We start from the raw sequence: 18,018 nt of genomic DNA on the forward strand, positions 1-18,018 counted from the left end.
AGTGGTCTTTCGAGGCGGCGTCGTCTTGGCCGCGATCATGCTCTGGCTGGCATGACTTCAGAGACACGCCCTAGTCGGGTAGGCGTAGGGACCTCCGTCAGCCGGCAGTCGGCGCGACATGACGGCGAACATCATGGCCAGTGCGATGGCCCCGACAGTGGCGATGCCCATCGCGGCGAGACTGATGGGCCCGTACGAGGCGATCGCGTACGGCAGGCTGAAGATGCCCACGCCGATGATGCTTCCCATGACCAGCGCGGTGGACTGCGGCAGTCCCAGTCGGTCCGTCCGTGCTGCCGGCTCAGTGCCGAACGTCCCCAGTGGCCGAGGCCCTTGTGACCCGTCCAGCCGGTCGAGACACAAGGATCGGTGGACCCGGGACCTTTGGCCCTGTGTGGGACGGCCGCGACCACGTACGAAGGGGAGGTCGCACCCGCCGTCCACCGCCGGAGGATCATGAGCACGACCCCGATACGCGTCTACCTGCTCGACGACCACGAGGTGGTCCGGGGTGGCCTGCGCGCCCTCCTGGAGGGCGCCGGCGATGTCGAGGTGATCGGCGAGTCCGGATCCGCCGTCGATGCCACCCATCGGATCCCGGCGCTCAGGCCGGACGTCGCCATCCTCGACGTTCGTCTGCCCGACGGGACCGGCGTCGAGGTGTGCCGCGCGATTCGCGCCGTCGATCCGACGATCCGCGCACTGATGCTCACGTCGTACGCCGATGACGAGGCCTTGCTCGCAGCAGTGATGGCCGGCGCCTCCGGCTACGTCCTCAAGGAGATCCGCAGCTCTGACCTCGTGTCCGCGGTCCGATTGGTGGCCTCGGGAAAGTCGCTCATCGACCCGTCGATGACCGCGACGCTCCTGGAGCGCATCCGCGTCGGCCCGACATCGCCTCCGGAGCTGGCGTCACTGACCGCCCAGGAACGGGTCCTGCTCGGCCACATCGCCGAGGGGATGACCAACCGCCAGATCGCCGAGGTGATGTTCCTGGCCGAGAAGACGGTCAAGAACTATGTCTCCAGCGTGCTGTCCAAGCTGGGGCTCGAGCGACGTACCCAGGCGGCCGTGCTCGCCTCGCAGCTGATCCGCTGACTGCAGACGACAGAGCCGCGCTACTCGTAGCGCGGCTCTGGTGATTGTCGGGGTGGGCGATACTGGGTTCGAACCAGTGACCTCTTCGGTGTGAACGAAGCGCGCTACCACTGCGCCAATCGCCCGAGACGCGGGAACGATATCCCATGGTCGGAGCCCGCGAGCAATCCGGGTGGGCCCTGATCAGTTGCTGCTGCTGCGGCCCTTGATCTGCGCGCGCAGGTCGTCGGCGGCGTCGGGGTCGCCGTGGAAGCGGCGATAGCTGTAGATGATCAGGCCGACCGCGATGAAGGCCGACGCGACCTGGGTGATGCCGGTCCACATGCCGCCGGGCAGCCACCAGGTGTCCGACAGCGGCCACCAGCCCGGGGCCGGCGGCTCCATGATCCAGAGCACGCCGAAGGCAGCCAGCACCACGGCACCGAGGCACGACGCGATGATCCGCGGCACGGTCTCCACGCCCTCCGCCGCACCGAGCATCGCGCGCAGTCGTACGGGCTCGACGCGACGCTCCGCCCAGTCGTACTGCTGGGAGAGCAGGGCGAGCCCGGCGAAGATCCCGAGCAGGCCGGGACCGGGCAGGAAGATCGCCGCGATGCCCAGGAGCAGGAGCGCCCAGCCGAGGGTCTCGAGAACGATTCGTTTGGCTGCCCCCGTCATGCCTAGAACCTACCGGGCCGCACCAGCCCGGTATGGTCGAACGAAACACGAACGTTTCGTTAAGTTCGTCACGAGTCATGATCAAGATCCGGTCTGGACCGGTTCGGGTCATATTTCGCCGTTTCGCATCACGAGCAGGCGTGGATGCCGTCTCATGAGCACCGAGCCCGGAAACCCCCGTTCGGGCAGACTTCCTCAAGGAGCAACGATGAACATGTCTGGTGGCGGGCACGCGCTCGCCGATGTGACGTTGGACATCACGGTCGAGTGCGCCGACGAACGTGGCATCCGCCACGAGATCGACACCGTGCTCGGCTACCGCAGCTCCGACCCGTTCGCGGTCGCGATGACGTTCATCACCGCTGACGGCGACCTCGTGTGGACCTTTGGTCGCGACCTGCTGATGCGCGGCACCGAGTCGCCGGTCGGCGAGGGCGACGTACACGTGTCCCCGGCCATCAGCCTCAGCGGCCGCGCGATGGTGAGCATCGAGCTCAGCTCCCCCGACGGCCACCTGGTCCTGCTAGCCAGCTCCTCCGACATCAACGACTTCCTTGCCCGCTCCGTCGCCGTCGTGGCGCCGGGCACCGAGTCCGACTACTTCGACGTCGACATGCTCATCAACCAGGTGCTCACCGCCTGAGCACTGCCTGGCCTTCGGGCAGGCGGCGCCGCTAGACCTGCGAGTGCTGAGCGATCCAGCTCGCGTGCAGTCCGGCGTAGACGCTGCCCTCCTGGGTCACCAGCACGGAGTGGGGTCCGCGCTGCACGACCCGGCCCTTGTCGACGACGATCACCTCGTCGGCTCCCTCGGCCGTCGAGAGCCGGTGGGCGATCGTGACGGACGTGCGCGACTGCATGAGCCGCTCGAGGGCGCGGCCGATCTGCATCTCGAGCGCCGGGTCGACCGCGCTCGTCGCCTCGTCGAGGACGAGCAGGTCGGGGTCGGCGAGGTGTGCGCGCAGCAGCGCCACCAGCTGCCGCTCCCCCGCAGACATCGACTCGCCGCGTTGCCCGACCTGCGTGTGCAGCCCGCGCGGCAGGCCGTCGAGCCAGTCGTCGATGCCGAGCTGGGTGGCGGACTCGCGGATCTCGGCCTCGCTGGCCTCCAGCCGGCCGTAGCGCACGTTGGCGGCAATGGTGTCGTCGAAGAGGAAGCCCTCCTGCGGCACGAGCACGACGCTGCGCCGCAGTGAGCGCGGCTCGATGCGGCGTACGTCGACGCCGTCGAGGAGCACCGCACCGTCCACAGGGTCCATCAGGCGGGTGAGCAGCTTGGCGAAGGTCGACTTCCCCGAGCCGGTCTCCCCCACGATCGCGACGCGGGTGCCGGCGTCGATCGCGAGGTCGACCTCGCGCAGCACCGGCGGGCCGTCGGGGTAGTTGAAGGTGACGTCGGCGAACCGGACGTCGATCGGGCCGCGCGGCAGCACCTCGCCGTCGGGCCCGGGGTCGATCAGGTCGGCCGGGGTCTCCAGGATCCCGAGGACCCGACGCCAGCTGGAGATCGCATTCTGGGCGTCGGTGAGGATCTGCGTGCCCATCTGGACCGGACCGACGAAGAGCGACACCAGGAACGCGAATGCGAGCACCTTGCCCGGCGTCATGTCGCCGGTGAAGCCCAGCAGCACGCCGATGATGATGACGCCGGCGTTGGCCAGGCCGGCCGACAGGCCGCCGAGGGAGAACGAGGTGACCGTGTAGGTCTGCGCGTGTGTGTACGCGTTCTGCCAGTCCTGGATCGCGGTGTCGATGCGCGCCTGGGTGCGGTCCTCGACGCCGTACGAGCGGACGACAGCCGCGCCGACGACGGGCTCGGAGATCGCGCCGAGCAGCACGCCGACCTGGTGGCGTACGACGGTGTAGGCGGCCGAGAGCTTCTTCTGGAACCAGCGGATCGACAGGAAGAGCGGCAGGAAGGCGAGCCACACGACGGCCGCGAGCTCCCAGCTGTAGACGAGCATCAGCACGGTCGCGACGAGCATCTGCCCGATGCTGACGACGAAGATCAGGCCGCCGAAGACGAGGAACTGGCTGACCTGGTCGACGTCGGTGGTGACGCGGGAGACCAGCGCACCGCGGCGCTCGGTGTTCTGGGTGAGCAGCGGCAGGTCGTGCACGTGGCGGAACGCCTTGGTGCGCAGCGTCGCGAGGCCGTGCTCGGAGGTGGTGAACAGCCGCGTCGTCATGGCGTACGACGCCCAGCTGGTGAGGCCGATCGCGACGGCCGCCAGCACGCCCATCCATGCGACGTAGTCGAGGCGCGGGCCGCCGGGGGCGTTGAGCCCGCGGTCGAGGGTCTGCTGCACGGCGATCGGGACGACGATCTGTCCGCACGAGGAGATGATCGCGAACAGCATCGTGAGGCCAATGCCCTCGCGGAGCTCGGGTGAGTACTTCATGCCGAGGCGGATCGTCGCGATCGCGCCGATGTCCTCGCCGGAGTCCATCTTGGTGCCGGCCGTCGCGGCCGGGGCGGTGGTGCTCATGCGTTGTCCCTTCCCGCGTCGACGGAGGAGCCCTCGGGGTCGACCTCGTAGGCGTTGACCAGGTGGGCGTACGCCGGGCTCGACTCCAGCAGCTCGGCGTGGGTGCCGCGCCCGACGATCCGGCCGCCCTCGAGGTGGGCGACCTCGTCGGCCAGCGAGATGGTGGCCTTGCGGTAGGCCACGACGAGGAGGGACGCGGCGGCGCCGTGGACGTCGTCGCGCAGCGAGGCGAGGATCCGCGCCTCCACCTCGGGGTCGACGGCGGACGTGGCGTCGTCGAGGATCAGCAGCCGCGGACGGCGTACGAGCGCGCGGGCCAGCGAGAGCCGCTGGCGCTGGCCACCGGAGAGCGAGGTGCCACGCTCCCCCAGCTTGGTGTCGAGCCCGTCGGGCAGGGCCGCGACGAAGCCGTCGGCCTGCGAGGTGCGCAGCGCGCTCCACACCTCTTCGTCGGGGACGTCGGCGCCGAGGGTGACGTTGCCCCGGACGGTGTCGTCGAACATGAAGGCGGTCTGCGGCACCAGCGCGACGTCGCGCGGCAGCTCGCCCTTGCGCAGGGTGCGGAGGTCGCGGCCGTCGAGCCGGATCGCGCCGGCGTCGGGGTCGACGAGCCGGCTCAGCAGGCTGGTGAGCGTGCTCTTGCCCGACGCGGTGGCACCCACCAGCGCGACGGTGCGACCGGGCTTGACCTCAAGGTCGAGGCCGCGCAGCAGCGGGTTGTCGGGGTCGTAGGAGTAGTGGAGGTCCTCGACCTGCAGCAGCGCGCCGGCGTCGGTGCGGGGCAGCTCGTCGGGGCCGAAGGACATCGCGCCGGTGGCGTCGAGGACCGCCTTGGCGCGGCGGTAGCCGACGACCGAGCGCGGGAACTCGCCGAGCAGCCAGCCGATGGCCCGGATCGGGAAGGAGACGATGGTGAGCAGGTAGGCAATCGTCACCACGTCGCCGGCACTCGTCGCCCCGCTGCTCACGCGCGAGACGCCGACGGCCAGCACGACGAGCACGCCGAGGCCGGGCAGGCTGGCGAGGGCCGGGTCGAAGACCGCGCGGATGCGTCCGGCGCGGATGTTGACGTCGCGCAGCTCCTGCGCCTTGGCGCGGAACCGGTCGGTCTCCTCGACCTCGCGGCCGAGGGTCTTGACCACCATCGCGCCGTCGAAGGACTCGTGGGCGATCTCGCTGACCTCCGCGCGCAGCCCCTGGGCCCGGGTCATCAGTGGCGAGGCGTAGCGCTGGTAGAGCAGGTTCGCGACGACCACGGCCGGGAAGACGAGCAGCCCGACGATGGCCATCACCACGTCGGCGACGAACATCTGCGCGACCGCGACGACCATCATCACGACGGTGCCGAGCGCCATCGGGAGCGGCATGATCGGCGACCAGGCCGCCTCGACGTCGGAGTACGCGTTGGAGAGCAGCTGGCCGGTCGGGTGGCGCTGGTGCCACTCCATCGGGAGGGCGAGGTACTGCCGCGTGACGCCACGTCGCGTGTGGGACTGCATCCGGTAGTACATGATGCCGCCGCCGAGGCGTCGCGCGACGATGCCGATCGCGCGCAGGATCGCCACCGACATGAAGAGGACGAAGACCCAGACGAGCAGGTCGGTGCCGATCTCGCCCGTGTCGAAGGCGGGGATCAGGACGTGTTGAGTCGACCAGCCGAGCACCCAGGCGTCGGCCACGGTGAGCACACCGAAGAGGACGGCACCGAGCGTGGCGACGATGAAGACCCGCGGCTCACGCTTGACGCCGACCCACAGGACCCGGAACCCGTCGGCAGTGGTGGTGCCCTTCGAGTCCGCATCGTCTGTCACCCAGCGAGGCTATGCCTCCGCACCAACATCGGCCGAATCAAGCCCTGATCCGGGACAGGAAGGTGCGGGTCCGCTCCTCGCGGGGGTCGCCGAGGACCTGCTCGGGGGTCCCGCGCTCGTGGATCCGGCCGTCGTGGAGGAAGCAGACCTGGTCGGCGACGTCGCGGGCGAAGCCCATCTCGTGGGTGTTGAGCAGCATCGTCACGCCCTCGCCCTTGAGCTCGGTGAGCAGGTCGAGAACCTCGCCGACGAGCTCGGGGTCGAGCGCGCTGGTGACCTCGTCGAGCAGCATCAGGCGAGGGTTGGCGACGAGCGCGCGTGCGATCGCGACGCGCTGCTGCTGGCCGCCGGAGAGGTCGTCGGGCCTGGCCTGCGCCTTCTCGGCGAGGCCCACGCGGTCGAGCATCGCCAGCCCGCGCACCCTGGCCTCCTCGGCGGAGACGTCGTGCACGAGGCGTAGCGCGAGGGTGACGTTGCCGATGACGTCGAGGTGGGGGAAGAGGTTGTAGGCCTGGAAGACCATCCCCATCCGCGAGCGCACCTCGTCGCCGTCGACCCGCGGGTCGGTGATGTCGCGTCCGTCGAAGGTGATGACGCCGTCGTCGACGACCTCGAGGAGGTTGACGCAGCGCAGCAGGGTCGACTTCCCCGAACCGGATGCGCCGATGAGGACGACGCACTGCCCGGGCTCGATGGTCAGGTCGACGTCACGAAGCACGACGTGGTCGCCGAAGGACTTGCGGATGCCGGCCAGCCGCAGCAGCTCGCTCATAGAACCCCTCCTGCCCCGTGGTAGCCCTTCTTGCGGGCGTAGCGGTCGGTGAGCCGCGCCATCGGGATGGTGAGGCAGCAGAACAGCACGCCGGCGACGACGTACGGCGTGTAGTTGAAGTCGAGCGCCGTCTCGATCTGCGCCTTGCGGATCGCGTCGGTGACGCCGAGGACTGCGATCAGGCCGGAGTCCTTCTGCAGCGAGACCAGGTCGTTCATCAGCGGCGGGATCACGCGGCGCCACGCCTGCGGGAGCACGACGTGGCGCAGGGTCTGTCCGTAGGACAGGCCGAGCGAGCGACCCGCCAGCCGCTGGCTGGGGTGCACCGACTCGATGCCGGCGCGGAACACCTCCGCGACGTACGCCGAGTAGGACAGGACCAGCGCCGAGCAGCCCCAGAACAGCGGCGAGGTCGGCAAGCCCTGGAGGCGCAGCGCGGGGCCGCCGAAGCCGAGCAGGAAGATGACCAGCAGCAGCGGCAGGCCGCGGAACACGTCGACGTACGCCGTGCCGAGGAGGCGGAGCGGGAACGCCACCGGGCCGCGCAGGGTGCGCACGATGGCGACGGTGAGGCTGAGCACCAGGATCAGCACCCAGCAGATCGCCATCACCCGGATGTTGAGCCAGAGGCCCTCGAGCACGGCAGGGAACGACGAGACCGCCTTGTCCCAGCTGAAGTACGTCTCCTGCACCCGGTCCCAGCCCGGCGAGCTGAAGACCGCGCCACCGACGGCGCCGAGGAGCAGCAGCGTGCTGCCCGCCGCGATGACGGCGCTGCGCAGCGTACGACGCCGGCGCCACTCGTCGCGGTCGCGCTGGACGTCGGACGGCTGCCAGGCGTGCGTGTCCTCAGCGGCCGCCGGGGCCACCCGTTCGGACATCAGGACAGCTCGGGAGCGCCCTGCTGGGCCAGCCACTCCTGGTTGATCTGGTCGAGGATGCCGTCCTCGCGCAGGGCGTCGACGGCGCCGGAGATGCAGTCGGTGAGGGGGCTGTCGAGGCCGAGCACGGCGCCGAACTGCTCGGGCTCGCCGCCCGGCAGGGGCAGCTGGCCGACGATCACGCCGTCGTCGAGCTGGACGGCGGTCATGAAGAACGCGGTGGGCAGGTCGACGACGATTCCGTCGATCTGGCCGTTGTTCAGCGCCTGGACGGCCTGGTCGTTGGTGTCGAAGACCGCGGGCTCCTCCGACGGCTGGATCAGGTCGGTGATCGCGGTGTAGCTCGTGGTGCCGACCTGGGCGCCGAGCTTGGCGTCGGCGAGGTCGGCGACGCTGGTGATGCCGTCGATCGAGCTGCCCTTGTTGGTGATGACGGTCTGGACGACGTCGTAGTAGCCGGACGAGAAGTCGACGGCCTTGCGGCGGGCCTCGGTGATGGAGACCTGGTTGACGTCGAAGTCGAAGTCCTTCGGCCCGGGCTGGACGACCTTGTTGAACGGCACCGTCACCCAGGTGACCTGGTCGGAGGTGTAGCCGAGCTGCTCGGCGATGGCGTACGCCACGGCGGACTCGTAGCCCTCGCCGTTGGTGGGGTCGTTGTCGACGAACCACGGCTCGTAGGCCGGGTCATCGGTCGCGATGGTGATGGTGCCGTCCGCCACCGTCTCCATCGTGTCGGGCGTGCACTCGTCGGCGGCCGGCGTCTCGGACGCGGACTCGGACGTGTCGGTGGCGGTGTCCGGCTCGGCCTCGTCGGTCGGGGCACAGGCGGTGAGCACGAGCGCCGCGGTCGCGAGCGCAGCGACGGCGAGGGGCCGGGAGGTCTTCAGCATGGCGGAATCCTACGACTTCGGTCGAGTTTCGCGTACGGCATGACCCGCCGTGGACAGACCGGCCTTGACGTCGCCGATGCTGAGGGTCCCGAAGTGGAACACCGTCGCCGCGAGCACCGCGTCGGCGCCGGCATCCACGGCCGGCGGGAAGTGCTCGACCGCGCCCGCTCCCCCGCTCGCGATGACCGGGATGCTCACCTCGCGGCGGACGGCCCGGATCAGCTCGAGGTCGAACCCGTCGGTGGTGCCGTCGGCGTCCATCGCGTTGAGGAGGATCTCCCCGGCGCCGAGCTCAGCCGCGCGTACGGCCCACGCGATCGCGTCGAGGCCCGCGCTCTTGCGTCCGCCGTGGGTGGTGACCTCGAAGCCGCTGTCGGTCCCCGGTTGATCGGGACGGACACGGCGGGCGTCGACGCTCAGCACGAGCACCTGGTTGCCGAACCGGTCGGCGATCTCGGCGACCAGCTCGGGCCGGTGGATCGCGGCGGTGTTGACCGCGACCTTGTCGGCGCCCGCGCGGAGCAGCCGGTCGACGTCGTCGACGCTGCTCACCCCGCCGCCGACCGTGAGTGGGATGAAGACCTCCTCCGCGCACCTGCTGACGACCTCCATGGTCGTCGCGCGGCCCTGGTGGGAGGCGGAGATGTCGAGGAACGTGAGCTCGTCGGCGCCTTCGGCGTCGTAGATCCGGGCCAGCTCGACCGGGTCACCGGCGTCGCGGAGCTGCTCGAAGTTCACGCCCTTGACGACGCGACCGCCGTCGACGTCGAGGCACGGGATGACCCGGATCGCGAGGCTCACTTCTTCGCCTTCCATGCGGCCAGTGCGACGTCGACGATGTGCGAGCGAGGCTGTCCCTCGAGCTCGGCCAGCGGCACCCACGCGGCGTGGTCGGTCGAGCCGTCGACCTCGGTGGTGCCGAGCTCGCCGCCCGTGATCGTCGCCTCGAAGACGAACCGCTGCGAACGGAACCAGCCGTCGAAGGTGCGGCCCCTGGCCGTGAAGTGGTCGTCGGCGAGTAGCGCGCCCGGTGCGACGTGGTACCCCGTCTCCTCGAAGACCTCGCGGACCAGACCGTCGCTGATCGACTCGTCGAAGTCGATGCCGCCACCGGGCAGGGACCACTCCGGATCGCTGTGGCCTTCGCCGTTCCACCACGCGAGCAGGACCCGCTCCTGCCCGTCGACCTCGTCGACGAGCAGGACGTACGCCGCCAGCCGGACGTGGTAGTCGGTGAACTCCATGCTCATTGGCCCTTCGTCAGGGCGAGCGCGTCCTCGAGCGTGAAGCGACCCTCGTACAACGCCGTGCCTGCGATCGCGCCCTCGACGCCCTCGCCGACCAGGCCCATCAGGGCGCGGATGTCGTCGAGGGTGGTGACGCCGCCGCTGGCGACGACCGGCTTGTCCGTTGCGGCGCACACGTCACGGAGCAGCTGGAGGTTGGGGCCCTGGAGCATCCCGTCCTTGTTGACGTCGGTGACGACGTAGCGCGCGCAGCCCTCGGAGTCGAGGCGGGCCAGGGTCTCGTAGAGGTCGCCGCCCTCGCGGGTCCACCCGCGCGCGGCGAGGGTCGTTCCCCGTACGTCGAGGCCGACGGCCACGCGGTCGCCGTACGTCGCGATCGCCCGCGCGCACCACTCGGGCTCCTCGAGCGCCGCGGTGCCGATGTTGACCCGGCGGCACCCCGCTGCCATCGCGGCCTCGAGCGACTCGTCGTCGCGGATCCCGCCGCTCATCTCGACCTGGATGTCGAGCGTGCCGACGATCCGGGCCTGGAGCTCGCGGTTGTGCCCGTGCCCGAAGGCTGCGTCGAGGTCGACGAGGTGGATCCACTCCGCGCCGGCCTCCTGCCAGCGCAGCGCCGCCTCGACCGGGTCGCCGAAGCGCTTCTCCGACCCGTCCACGCCCTGCACCAGCTGGACGGCCTGCCCGCCCTTGATGTCGACGGCGGGCAGGAGCTCGAGATAGGGCTGCTCGGGAGTGCTGGGCATGGGTCGATCCTAGGAGCGCCGCATTCTGACTCCGCGCTCGCGGTGGTGCGACGAGACGGACGGGGCTCCGGCACGATGGCATGCAACCGATCCGGAGGAGCTCTCGTTGAAGGGGGTCATGAACAGAGACGAGGAGCAGGAGTTCACGGACTTCGTCACGCACTCCAGCCCTCGACTCCTGACTTTCGCCCAGCTGCTCATCGGCGACCAGGGTGAGGCCGAGGACGCCCTGCAGGTCGCGCTCATGCGACTGACCCGCCACTGGCACCGCGGGCTCGAAGCGCCCACTGCGTACGTCAGGCAGACGCTGGTCAACATCGCTCGCGACCGAGCCCGTCGACGCCACCTCGTCCCGCTGCTCACCACCTCGGGTCGTTCGCTGGACGGGTCAGCCGTGGACGGTCCGTCGGCGGTGGTCGTACGGGAGGCCATCGACGACCTGCTCGAGGGGCTGCCGCCGCGCCAGCGTGTGGCGGTCGTGCTCCGGGTCGTCGAGGGCTGCTCCGAGGCCGAGACCGCGGCGTTGATGAGGTGCGCACCTGGCACGGTCAAGAGCAACCTCGCTCGCGGCCTGGAGCGACTCCGGGCCAACCACGCTCGACGACTGACCGGTCGCGACGAACCCGTCACGGACGACCGACCCGCCCCATGCCGGGACCCGTACGAAGGAGCCTCCACATGAGCACCGTGACGAACGCGACGACGATGGGTGGCGACGCGGAACAGGAGCTGCGCGACCTGGCGGCGACGGCCTACAGCCAGTCCGCCACCACTCCCCTGCTGGCCAGCATTGTCCTGCGTCGAGCACAGCGCCAGCGGCGGCGGCGCAACGCCGTTCGCGGGTCCGTTGTCGGCGCCGTGGTCATCGGCACCGCGGCCGCGGCAACAATCGGCGGCGGGCCCTACTACGAGTACCGGCAGCCGAGCGCCGTCATGGAACCGACCGTGCCGACGGCATCGTCGGTCGTCGTCAACCGTGACCTGGCGCCCGAGCGGCTCGACGTCGTCCAGATCACTCTCCACATCGACGGACGTGAGGTGCAGGGGTTGCTGAGGGTCATCGGTATGGCGGGGGACGTGGTTGCCTGCCCCGCCAGTTCCTCGACCGCGTGCACCGTGACCGTGAACGGCGAACCCGTGGCAGACGCGACCGTGGCGGGCCTGGACACCCTGCCTTTCGACCGGGTGACGGTGCCTGAAGACGCCCTGTTCGTGCTGGGAGACGCGCGAGACAAGTCCGTGGACTCGCGTGACCTCGGTCCGGTCGACCTCGCCGATGTGAACGGCGTCGTGGTGGCGGTCATCAACGGCGCCGGCAAGGCCGGCCCTGTGGTGGGGGCCCCGGGCCACCCGGTGCCGGACGACTATGAGATAGATCCCGAGCGCCCTGTGCCACCAGCCTTCACCACGGACGACTGACATGCCTGTGGCCCCGCCGGTGGGCTGCGGGACATTGCCTGACGCGAGTGTCCGGGCGCCCCGCTGGCGCGGTGCTTCGGACACTCGGTCAGGGGGCGGGGTCAATGTCGTTCGGGTGGCTCGGGTTCGTCGATCCGGGTGGTTCCGGTGCGGTCGCGTCGGTAGTGGTGGCCGTGGGGGCTGGTCCAGTCGAAGATCCCGGGCTCGGTCATGCGGTAGGTCCAGGCGGAGTGGGTCTTGAGTCGGTGGTGGTAGCGGCACAGCGCGGCCAGGTTGTGCGTGGCGGTCGGCCCGGGTTGGGGTCGTCCTTCGACTGCTGCGTCGTGGTCGAACTCCACGACGTGGTCGACGTCGCATCCCCGGGCGGGTCGGGTGCACCACGGGAACACACACGTCTGGTCGCGAAGAACGATCTGCTCGCAGATCCGGTCGGGGACCTCGTACGCCGGTGTCGACAGCTCGACGTTGAGGTCGATGACGGGCTTGACGGTGACCTTGGTCCGCGAGTCGCCGCACCAGCCCGTGACCTGGTCGAGGAGGACCAGGCGTTGGCCGTTCTCCATCCGGCCAGTGGGCCCGAAGACCGTCTGCTCGCCGACGGTGGATGCGTCGAAGTGGGCGTGGACGACGACCTCCCGGGCGGCCGGCAGACCGTCCTCTCCATGACCAGTTCCGTGACCTTGGCTGAACAGGTCCAGTGCCGTCTGGGTACGGGCGAGGTCGCCGAGGGCCTTCGCGCGGCGTACGTCCAACGTCTCGGTCGAGCCCAATGCCTTCTGCGCGGCGGCGTTGTGGCTGAGGGCCTGGTCGAGGTCGAGGGCGTCGGCGAGGTCGAGGTCGGCCTCTACATGCAGGGTCCCGGCGTAGTGGACGTCCTCCTTGTTGACCGTCACGTGGCGTGGGTCGACGGAGAGGTAGCCGTCCTCCGGATCCGCTGCCGGGTCCGGATCAGCGAGCTCGAACCGCTTGATGGTCTCCGCGACGAGCCGGTCGAGCTGGGCGGTCCCGATCCGACCGGCGACGGCGGCGACTTGCCCGTCGATCCACCGGGCTGCGTCCATCGTCAGCGCGGGAGAGGAGTGGATGGTCGTCTCGGCGACGAGTCGGGCCCGCCACGACGGGACCCGGCCGGACTGCACCTGGGCCCACAGCCGCGGCAGGCGGTGGCGCAGCTCGAGGGCGTGGCCGATGAGCTTCTTCGCCGCCGTGGACGAGATGCCGAGGACGGCGCCGAGCTCGGCGACACAGAACTCCGCCACCAGCGGACAGCCGACACCGGCGATCGGCTCCTCGCCCTCGCAGCCGGGGACCGTGAACGCGGCCGCGGAGTGGATGGACTCGGGTGGGTGGAGGTCGGCCCAGCGGGCAGCGACCTCGAGGAGCTCGGCTGCGGCCTGGTCCTCGGCGGCTTTGCGGTCACGAGCGAGCGCGAGCAGGTCGGTGGCCGAGAGGTCGTCCTCGACCCTCCCCCTCACCCGCTCCAGCGCTTCGACCATGTGTTTGATTATAGGCGATACCACCGACAGTCGACCTCGATACACAGGCAACATTTCGACAAGAGAAGCCGTGGCTTCGAGGCCTCCGCTCGCCTCTCCCACCGGACGCCGACCAGATCGGAGCCGTGAGCCACTGCCCGACCGGGATGCGAAGACAGGTCTGAAGACAGGTCTAGCGTGGAGACGTGATCGGAGACCGGTGGGGCGTACGCGACGACGAGGTGGCCCGGCACTACGGCTGCGACGACGTGGTGAGCCGGCCGACGCTCGAGGCGTGGCGCGCGGTGACCGTGCACGCAGGTCCCGCGACGGTGTGGGCGCGGGTGCGGCAGCTGCGGCTCGCGCCGTACTCCTACGACCTCGTCGACAACCTGGGCCGACGCTCGCCGCGCGAGCTGCGCGACGTGGCGGAGCCGGCGGTCGGCGACCCGTTCACACGTGCGCTCGGGCGCGACCAGGGCCGGGTGGTCGCAGTCGTTGCCGGGCGCGAGCTCACGGCGCGCATCATGGGCGCGCACATGTCGTACGCCGTCCTCCCGCAGGATGCGGGCGGGGCCAGGCTCGTGCTCAAGGTCGTGATGGGCACGAGCCGCTGGCTGGCCCCGGCCGTCTCGGTCGGCGACCTCGTGATGGCCCGCAGACAGCTGCTGAACCTCAAGGCGCTCGCGGAGCTCGACGAGGGCTAGCTCCAGACCGGTGCGACCTCGCGTCGGTAGCGGCGGGCGAGCAGCAGGGTCAGCGGGGCAGGCTGGCGACCCAGTTCCTCAACAGTTCCGCTCCAGCGTCGCCGGACTTCTCCGGGTGGAACTGGGTCGCCGTCAGCGGCCCGTTCTCGACCGCCGCCACGAACCGGTCACCGCCGTGCTCGGACCACGTCACCAGCGGCGCCGCGGTGCGGTCGTTGGTCGCCAGGTCCCACGTGCGCGCGGCGTAGGAGTGCACGAAGTAGAACCGCTCCCCCGCCACGCCGGCGAAGAGCCGCGAGTCGCTCGGCACCTCGACGGTGTTCCAGCCCATGTGCGGCACCACGTCCGCCTGCAGCCGCGTGACGAGACCGGGCCACTCGTCGCAGCCGTCGGTCTCGACGCCGTGCTCGACCCCGCCGGCGAAGAGGACCTGCATGCCGACGCAGATGCCGAGCACCGGCCGCCCGCCGGCGAGGCGCCGCCCGACGATCCGCTCGCCCTTGATCGCGCGCAGGCCCTGCATGCAGGCGGCGTACGCCCCCACGCCCGGCACGACGAGACCGTCGGCGGCGAGGGCGGTGTCGAAGTCGCCGGTCAGCGTGACCGTGGCGCCGGCCCGCTCGACCGCGCGCACGACCGAGCGCACGTTGCCGGAGCCGTAGTCGAGGACGACGACCTCAGGGGTCACCCCAGAGGTCACAGGCTGCCCTTGGTCGACGGCACACCCGTCTCGCGCGGGTCGATCGCGACCGCGTCGCGGAAGGCCCGCGCGAACGCCTTGAACTGCGCCTCGACGAGGTGGTGCGGGTCGCGGCCCGCGAGCACGCGCACGTGCAGCGCGAGGTGGGCGTGGAAGGAGATCGTCTCGAAGACGTGGCGCGTCAGGGATCCCTGGTACGCCGCCCCGGTGCCGCCGATCGCGACGTAGACCTGGCCCTCGGGCTCGCCGGTGTGCACGCAGTAAGGACGCCCGGACACGTCGACGACGGCCTGGACCAGCGCCTCGTCGAGCGGGACCGTGGCGTCGCCGAAGCGTCGGATGCCGGACTTGTCGCCCAGCGCCTCGCGCAGCGCCTGGCCCAGCACGATCGCGGTGTCCTCGACGGAGTGGTGAGCGTCGATGTGGGTGTCGCCGCTCGTGTGCACCACGAGGTCGAGGAGGGCGTGGCGCGCGAAGGCGTCGAGCATGTGGTCGTAGAACCCGACGCCCGTGGACACGTCGGAGCGCCCGGTGCCGTCGAGGTCGACCTCGACCGTGACCTGGGACTCCTGGGTGGTGCGCTCGATCCGCGCGGTGCGGCTCATGCGGGCTCCTTGGTGAGGTCGTGGGTCTCCATTGTGTCGATGAGTGCCGCCCGGAAGGCGGCCATCTCATCCGCCGTGCCGATCGACACCCGCAGCCAGCCGTCCGGGCCGGTCTCCCGGATCAGCACGCCGCGGTCGACCAGACCCTGCCAGACCGCGTGCCGGTCGGCGAACCGGCCGAACAGGACGAAGTTGGCGTCCGAGTCGGCGACCTCGTGGCCCTGCTCGCGCAGCCAGACCACGGTCGCGTCCCGCTCGACGCGCAGGTCGTCGACGCGGCCGAGCAGCTCCTCGGCGTGCCGCAGGGCGGCCAGCGCGGTCGCCTGGGTCACGGCCGAGAGGTGGTAGGGCAGGCGCACGACACGGATCGCGTCGCAGATCGCCGGGTCGGCAGCGAGGTAGCCGAGGCGCGCCCCTGCCAGGGCGAAAGCCTTGCTCATGGTGCGGGTCACGACGAGGTTGCGGTGCTCCCCCAGCAGCTCGAGCGCGCTCGGCGTACCCGCCCTGCGGAACTCGCCGTACGCCTCGTCGACCACCACGATGCCGCCCGGCTCGTACGACGCGGCGGCCTCGCAGAGCATCGTCACCGCCTCCGGCGGCAGCGCCGTCCCGGTGGGGTTGTTGGGGCTGGGCAGCAGCACCACGGACGGGCGGCGCTCCAGCACCAGCTCGCGGGCCGCGTCGAGGTCGAGCGAGAAGTCGTCGGCCCGGTGACCGGCCACCCACTCGGTGAGGGTGTCGCGGGCGTACTCGGGATACATCGAGTACGTCGGCGCGAACGACAACGCCACGCGCCCGGGCCCGCCGAAGGCCTGCAGCAGCTGCAGCATGACCTCGTTGGAGCCGTTGGCCGCCCAGACCATGTCGGGGGTGATGCCGCTGCCGCCCGACGTGTTGAGGTACGCCGTCAGCGCGCCCCGCAGCTCGACGAACTCGCGGTCGGGATAGCGGTTGAGCGACACCGCGGCCTCGCCGACTGCGCGCGCGATGTCGGCCGCGGCTGCCGGCGAGGGGCCGTAGGGGTTCTCGTTGACGTTGAGCTGGACCGGAGCCGCCTCGTGGGAGAGCTGGGGCGCGCCGTAGGGCTCGATCCCCCGCAGCTCGTCGCGGAGGGGCGGGAAGCTGCTGCTCACCGGTCCGGCCGGGTGGCATCGAAGCGGACCGAGACGGCCTGGCCGTGCCCGGGCAGGTCCTCCGCCTCGGCCAGGGTCACGACGTGGTCGGCGACCGCGGCCAGCGCAGCCTTCGAGTAGTCGATGACGTGCACCGACCGGGTGAAGGCGCGCACGGAGAGACCACTGGAGTGGCAGGCACACCCGGCGGTGGGCAGGACGTGGTTGGAGCCGGCGCAGTAGTCGCCGAGCGACACGGGCGCCCACGGACCGACGAAGATCGCGCCCGCATTGCGGATTCGGGCGGCGTGCTCGGCCGCGTCGCGGGTGTGGATCTCGAGGTGCTCGGCCGCGTACGCGTCGACCACCTCGACGCCCTGGTCCATGTCGTCGACCAGCACGATGCCCGACTGCCGACCGCCGAGGGCGGTGCGGATCCGCTCGGTGTGGCGGGTGGCGAACACCTGCTTGCCGAGCTCGACCTCGACGGCGTCGGCCAGCTCGAGGGAGTCGGTCACCAGCACGGACGCGGCCATCGGGTCGTGCTCGGCCTGGCTGATCAGGTCGGCCGCGACGAAGGCCGCCTCGGCGCTGTCGTCGGCGAGGATCGCGATCTCGGTCGGGCCGGCCTCGGAGTCGATGCCCACCACGCCGCGCAGCAGCCGCTTGGCGGCAGCGACATAGATGTTGCCGGGGCCGGTCACGAGGTTGACCGGTGCGCACGGACCGGCGCCGTAGGCGAACATGGCGATCGCCTGGGCGCCGCCCACGGCGTACACCTCGTCGACGCCGAGGAGGGCGCACGCGGCCATGATCGTCGGCTCAGGCAGGCCGTCGCTGTTCTTCTGCGGCGGGCTGGACAGGGCGATCGAGCGCACCCCGGCGACCTGGGCGGGCACGACGTTCATCACGACGCTGCTGACCAGGGGCGCGAGACCGCCGGGGACATAGAGCCCGACGCGGTCGATCGGCACCTTGCGGTGGGTCACCGTGGCACCCGTGTCGACCTGGCTGACGACGTCGTGCTCGAGCTCTGCCTCGCTGGTCGCGCGCAACCGGCGGATCGACTCCTCCAGCGCGGCACGCACCGCCGGGTCGAGCTCGGCCAGGGCGCGATCCAGCGCCTGTCGCGGCACGCGGATGTCGTCGCTGTCGACGCCGTCGAAACGCGCCGAGAACTCGGTGACGGCCTCGACCCCCCGCGCCCGGACGGCGTCGAGGATCGGCTGCACCTGATGCGTCGCGGCCTCGACGTCGAACTCGGCGCGAGGCACGCTCGCGCGGTAGTCGACGGACGCCGGATCGGCGCCCCTCAGGTCGATGCGGCGGATCAGGGACATGCGTCCAGTCTAGGTTCCCCGGCGGGTCGGGCTCCGGTCGCGGGTGCACCGTGGACGCGGGTG

20 protein-coding genes and 1 tRNA gene are annotated in these 18,018 nt (G+C 70.7%); 5 read left to right on the forward strand and 16 right to left on the reverse strand.

Features of this window, described 5'->3' with window-relative positions; genetic code table 11:
- Positions 1-57: 57 nt before the first annotated feature.
- Positions 58-249, reverse strand: a complete 192-nt coding sequence (locus tag EUA94_RS23180; protein ID WP_207210626.1) for a hypothetical protein — start codon at positions 247-249, stop codon at positions 58-60.
- Positions 250-456: 207 nt separating this feature from the next.
- Here EUA94_RS23180 and EUA94_RS18580 point away from each other — a divergent pair, with 207 nt between their 5' ends.
- Complete coding sequence (locus tag EUA94_RS18580) at positions 457-1,098, forward strand: response regulator (protein ID WP_129428392.1); 642 nt, start codon at positions 457-459, stop codon at positions 1,096-1,098.
- 53 nt (positions 1,099-1,151) lie between these two features.
- On the opposite strand, the gene EUA94_RS18585 is transcribed toward EUA94_RS18580, so the two are convergent.
- Both EUA94_RS18585 and EUA94_RS18590 read right to left on the reverse strand, forming a co-directional pair.
- Positions 1,152-1,223 (reverse strand) — tRNA-Val (locus EUA94_RS18585).
- A 58-nt stretch (positions 1,224-1,281) separates the two neighbouring features.
- Entirely contained in the window at positions 1,282-1,758 is a 477-nt protein-coding gene (locus EUA94_RS18590) for a PGPGW domain-containing protein (RefSeq protein ID WP_129428393.1), read from the reverse strand.
- A 208-nt stretch (positions 1,759-1,966) separates the two neighbouring features.
- On the opposite strand from EUA94_RS18590, the gene EUA94_RS22270 reads away from it, so the two are divergent.
- Positions 1,967-2,401: an SsgA family sporulation/cell division regulator gene (locus EUA94_RS22270; RefSeq protein ID WP_165357031.1), complete on the forward strand. Its 435-nt coding sequence runs from the start codon at positions 1,967-1,969 to the stop codon at positions 2,399-2,401.
- A 31-nt stretch (positions 2,402-2,432) separates the two neighbouring features.
- Here EUA94_RS22270 and EUA94_RS18600 read toward each other — a convergent pair whose 3' ends face one another.
- The 8 genes from EUA94_RS18600 to priA are packed head-to-tail and all read right to left on the reverse strand — an operon-like array spanning position 2,433 to position 10,597.
- Positions 2,433-4,247: an ABC transporter ATP-binding protein gene (locus tag EUA94_RS18600; protein WP_129428395.1), complete on the reverse strand. Its 1,815-nt coding sequence runs from the start codon at positions 4,245-4,247 to the stop codon at positions 2,433-2,435.
- The gene (locus EUA94_RS18605; protein WP_129428396.1) at positions 4,244-6,058 is read right to left on the reverse strand and encodes an ABC transporter ATP-binding protein; all 1,815 of its coding nucleotides are present in this window, start codon (positions 6,056-6,058) and stop codon (positions 4,244-4,246) included. The genes EUA94_RS18600 and EUA94_RS18605 overlap by 4 nt, the downstream gene beginning before the upstream one ends.
- A gap of 37 nt (positions 6,059-6,095) precedes the next feature.
- Positions 6,096-6,830: an amino acid ABC transporter ATP-binding protein gene (locus EUA94_RS18610; protein ID WP_129428397.1), complete on the reverse strand. Its 735-nt coding sequence runs from the start codon at positions 6,828-6,830 to the stop codon at positions 6,096-6,098.
- Positions 6,827-7,711 (reverse strand): amino acid ABC transporter permease, encoded by an 885-nt coding sequence (locus tag EUA94_RS18615; RefSeq protein ID WP_129428398.1) that lies wholly within the window; start codon positions 7,709-7,711, stop codon positions 6,827-6,829. Before EUA94_RS18615 ends, EUA94_RS18610 begins: the two co-directional genes overlap by 4 nt.
- Complete coding sequence (locus tag EUA94_RS18620) at positions 7,711-8,604, reverse strand: ABC transporter substrate-binding protein (RefSeq protein WP_129428399.1); 894 nt, start codon at positions 8,602-8,604, stop codon at positions 7,711-7,713. Before EUA94_RS18620 ends, EUA94_RS18615 begins: the two co-directional genes overlap by 1 nt.
- Before the next feature lie 9 nt (positions 8,605-8,613).
- Positions 8,614-9,405, reverse strand: coding sequence for an imidazole glycerol phosphate synthase subunit HisF (gene hisF, locus EUA94_RS18625; protein ID WP_129428458.1), 792 nt, complete (start codon positions 9,403-9,405; stop codon positions 8,614-8,616).
- Positions 9,402-9,854 carry an NUDIX hydrolase gene (locus EUA94_RS18630; RefSeq protein WP_129428400.1) on the reverse strand — a complete coding sequence of 151 codons (453 nt, stop codon included), beginning with the start codon at positions 9,852-9,854 and terminating at the stop codon, positions 9,402-9,404. The genes hisF and EUA94_RS18630 overlap by 4 nt, the downstream gene beginning before the upstream one ends.
- Positions 9,851-10,597: a bifunctional 1-(5-phosphoribosyl)-5-((5-phosphoribosylamino)methylideneamino)imidazole-4-carboxamide isomerase/phosphoribosylanthranilate isomerase PriA gene (priA, locus tag EUA94_RS18635; protein ID WP_129428401.1), complete on the reverse strand. Its 747-nt coding sequence runs from the start codon at positions 10,595-10,597 to the stop codon at positions 9,851-9,853. The genes EUA94_RS18630 and priA overlap by 4 nt, the downstream gene beginning before the upstream one ends.
- A 118-nt stretch (positions 10,598-10,715) precedes the next feature.
- Here priA and EUA94_RS18640 point away from each other — a divergent pair, with 118 nt between their 5' ends.
- Positions 10,716-11,279, forward strand: a complete 564-nt coding sequence (locus tag EUA94_RS18640) for an RNA polymerase sigma factor (protein WP_129428402.1) — start codon at positions 10,716-10,718, stop codon at positions 11,277-11,279.
- A 23-nt stretch (positions 11,280-11,302) separates the two neighbouring features.
- Complete coding sequence (gene lepB / locus EUA94_RS18645) at positions 11,303-12,016, forward strand: signal peptidase I (protein ID WP_165357033.1); 714 nt, start codon at positions 11,303-11,305, stop codon at positions 12,014-12,016.
- Between the two features lie 101 nt (positions 12,017-12,117).
- Here the strand turns inward: lepB and EUA94_RS18650 are convergent, their stop codons facing one another.
- Positions 12,118-13,512: an HNH endonuclease signature motif containing protein gene (locus tag EUA94_RS18650; protein ID WP_165357035.1), complete on the reverse strand. Its 1,395-nt coding sequence runs from the start codon at positions 13,510-13,512 to the stop codon at positions 12,118-12,120.
- Between the two features lie 185 nt (positions 13,513-13,697).
- Here EUA94_RS18650 and EUA94_RS18655 point away from each other — a divergent pair, with 185 nt between their 5' ends.
- Positions 13,698-14,198 carry a polyketide cyclase gene (locus EUA94_RS18655; RefSeq protein ID WP_129428405.1) on the forward strand — a complete coding sequence of 167 codons (501 nt, stop codon included), beginning with the start codon at positions 13,698-13,700 and terminating at the stop codon, positions 14,196-14,198.
- A gap of 49 nt (positions 14,199-14,247) precedes the next feature.
- On the opposite strand, the gene hisH is transcribed toward EUA94_RS18655, so the two are convergent.
- The 4 genes from hisH to hisD are packed head-to-tail and all read right to left on the reverse strand — an operon-like array spanning position 14,248 to position 17,949.
- Positions 14,248-14,898 (reverse strand): imidazole glycerol phosphate synthase subunit HisH, encoded by a 651-nt coding sequence (hisH, locus tag EUA94_RS18660; protein WP_422879907.1) that lies wholly within the window; start codon positions 14,896-14,898, stop codon positions 14,248-14,250.
- Complete coding sequence (gene hisB / locus EUA94_RS18665) at positions 14,895-15,503, reverse strand: imidazoleglycerol-phosphate dehydratase HisB (protein WP_129428406.1); 609 nt, start codon at positions 15,501-15,503, stop codon at positions 14,895-14,897. The genes hisH and hisB overlap by 4 nt, the downstream gene beginning before the upstream one ends.
- Positions 15,500-16,636: a histidinol-phosphate transaminase gene (locus EUA94_RS18670; protein ID WP_129428407.1), complete on the reverse strand. Its 1,137-nt coding sequence runs from the start codon at positions 16,634-16,636 to the stop codon at positions 15,500-15,502. The genes hisB and EUA94_RS18670 overlap by 4 nt, the downstream gene beginning before the upstream one ends.
- Positions 16,633-17,949, reverse strand: a complete 1,317-nt coding sequence (gene hisD, locus EUA94_RS18675) for a histidinol dehydrogenase (protein ID WP_129428460.1) — start codon at positions 17,947-17,949, stop codon at positions 16,633-16,635. The genes EUA94_RS18670 and hisD overlap by 4 nt, the downstream gene beginning before the upstream one ends.
- Positions 17,950-18,018: the final 69 nt, after the last annotated feature.

The sequence above is a fragment of the Nocardioides zhouii genome (assembly GCF_004137345.1).
GTDB classification, from domain to species: domain Bacteria; phylum Actinomycetota; class Actinomycetes; order Propionibacteriales; family Nocardioidaceae; genus Nocardioides; species Nocardioides zhouii.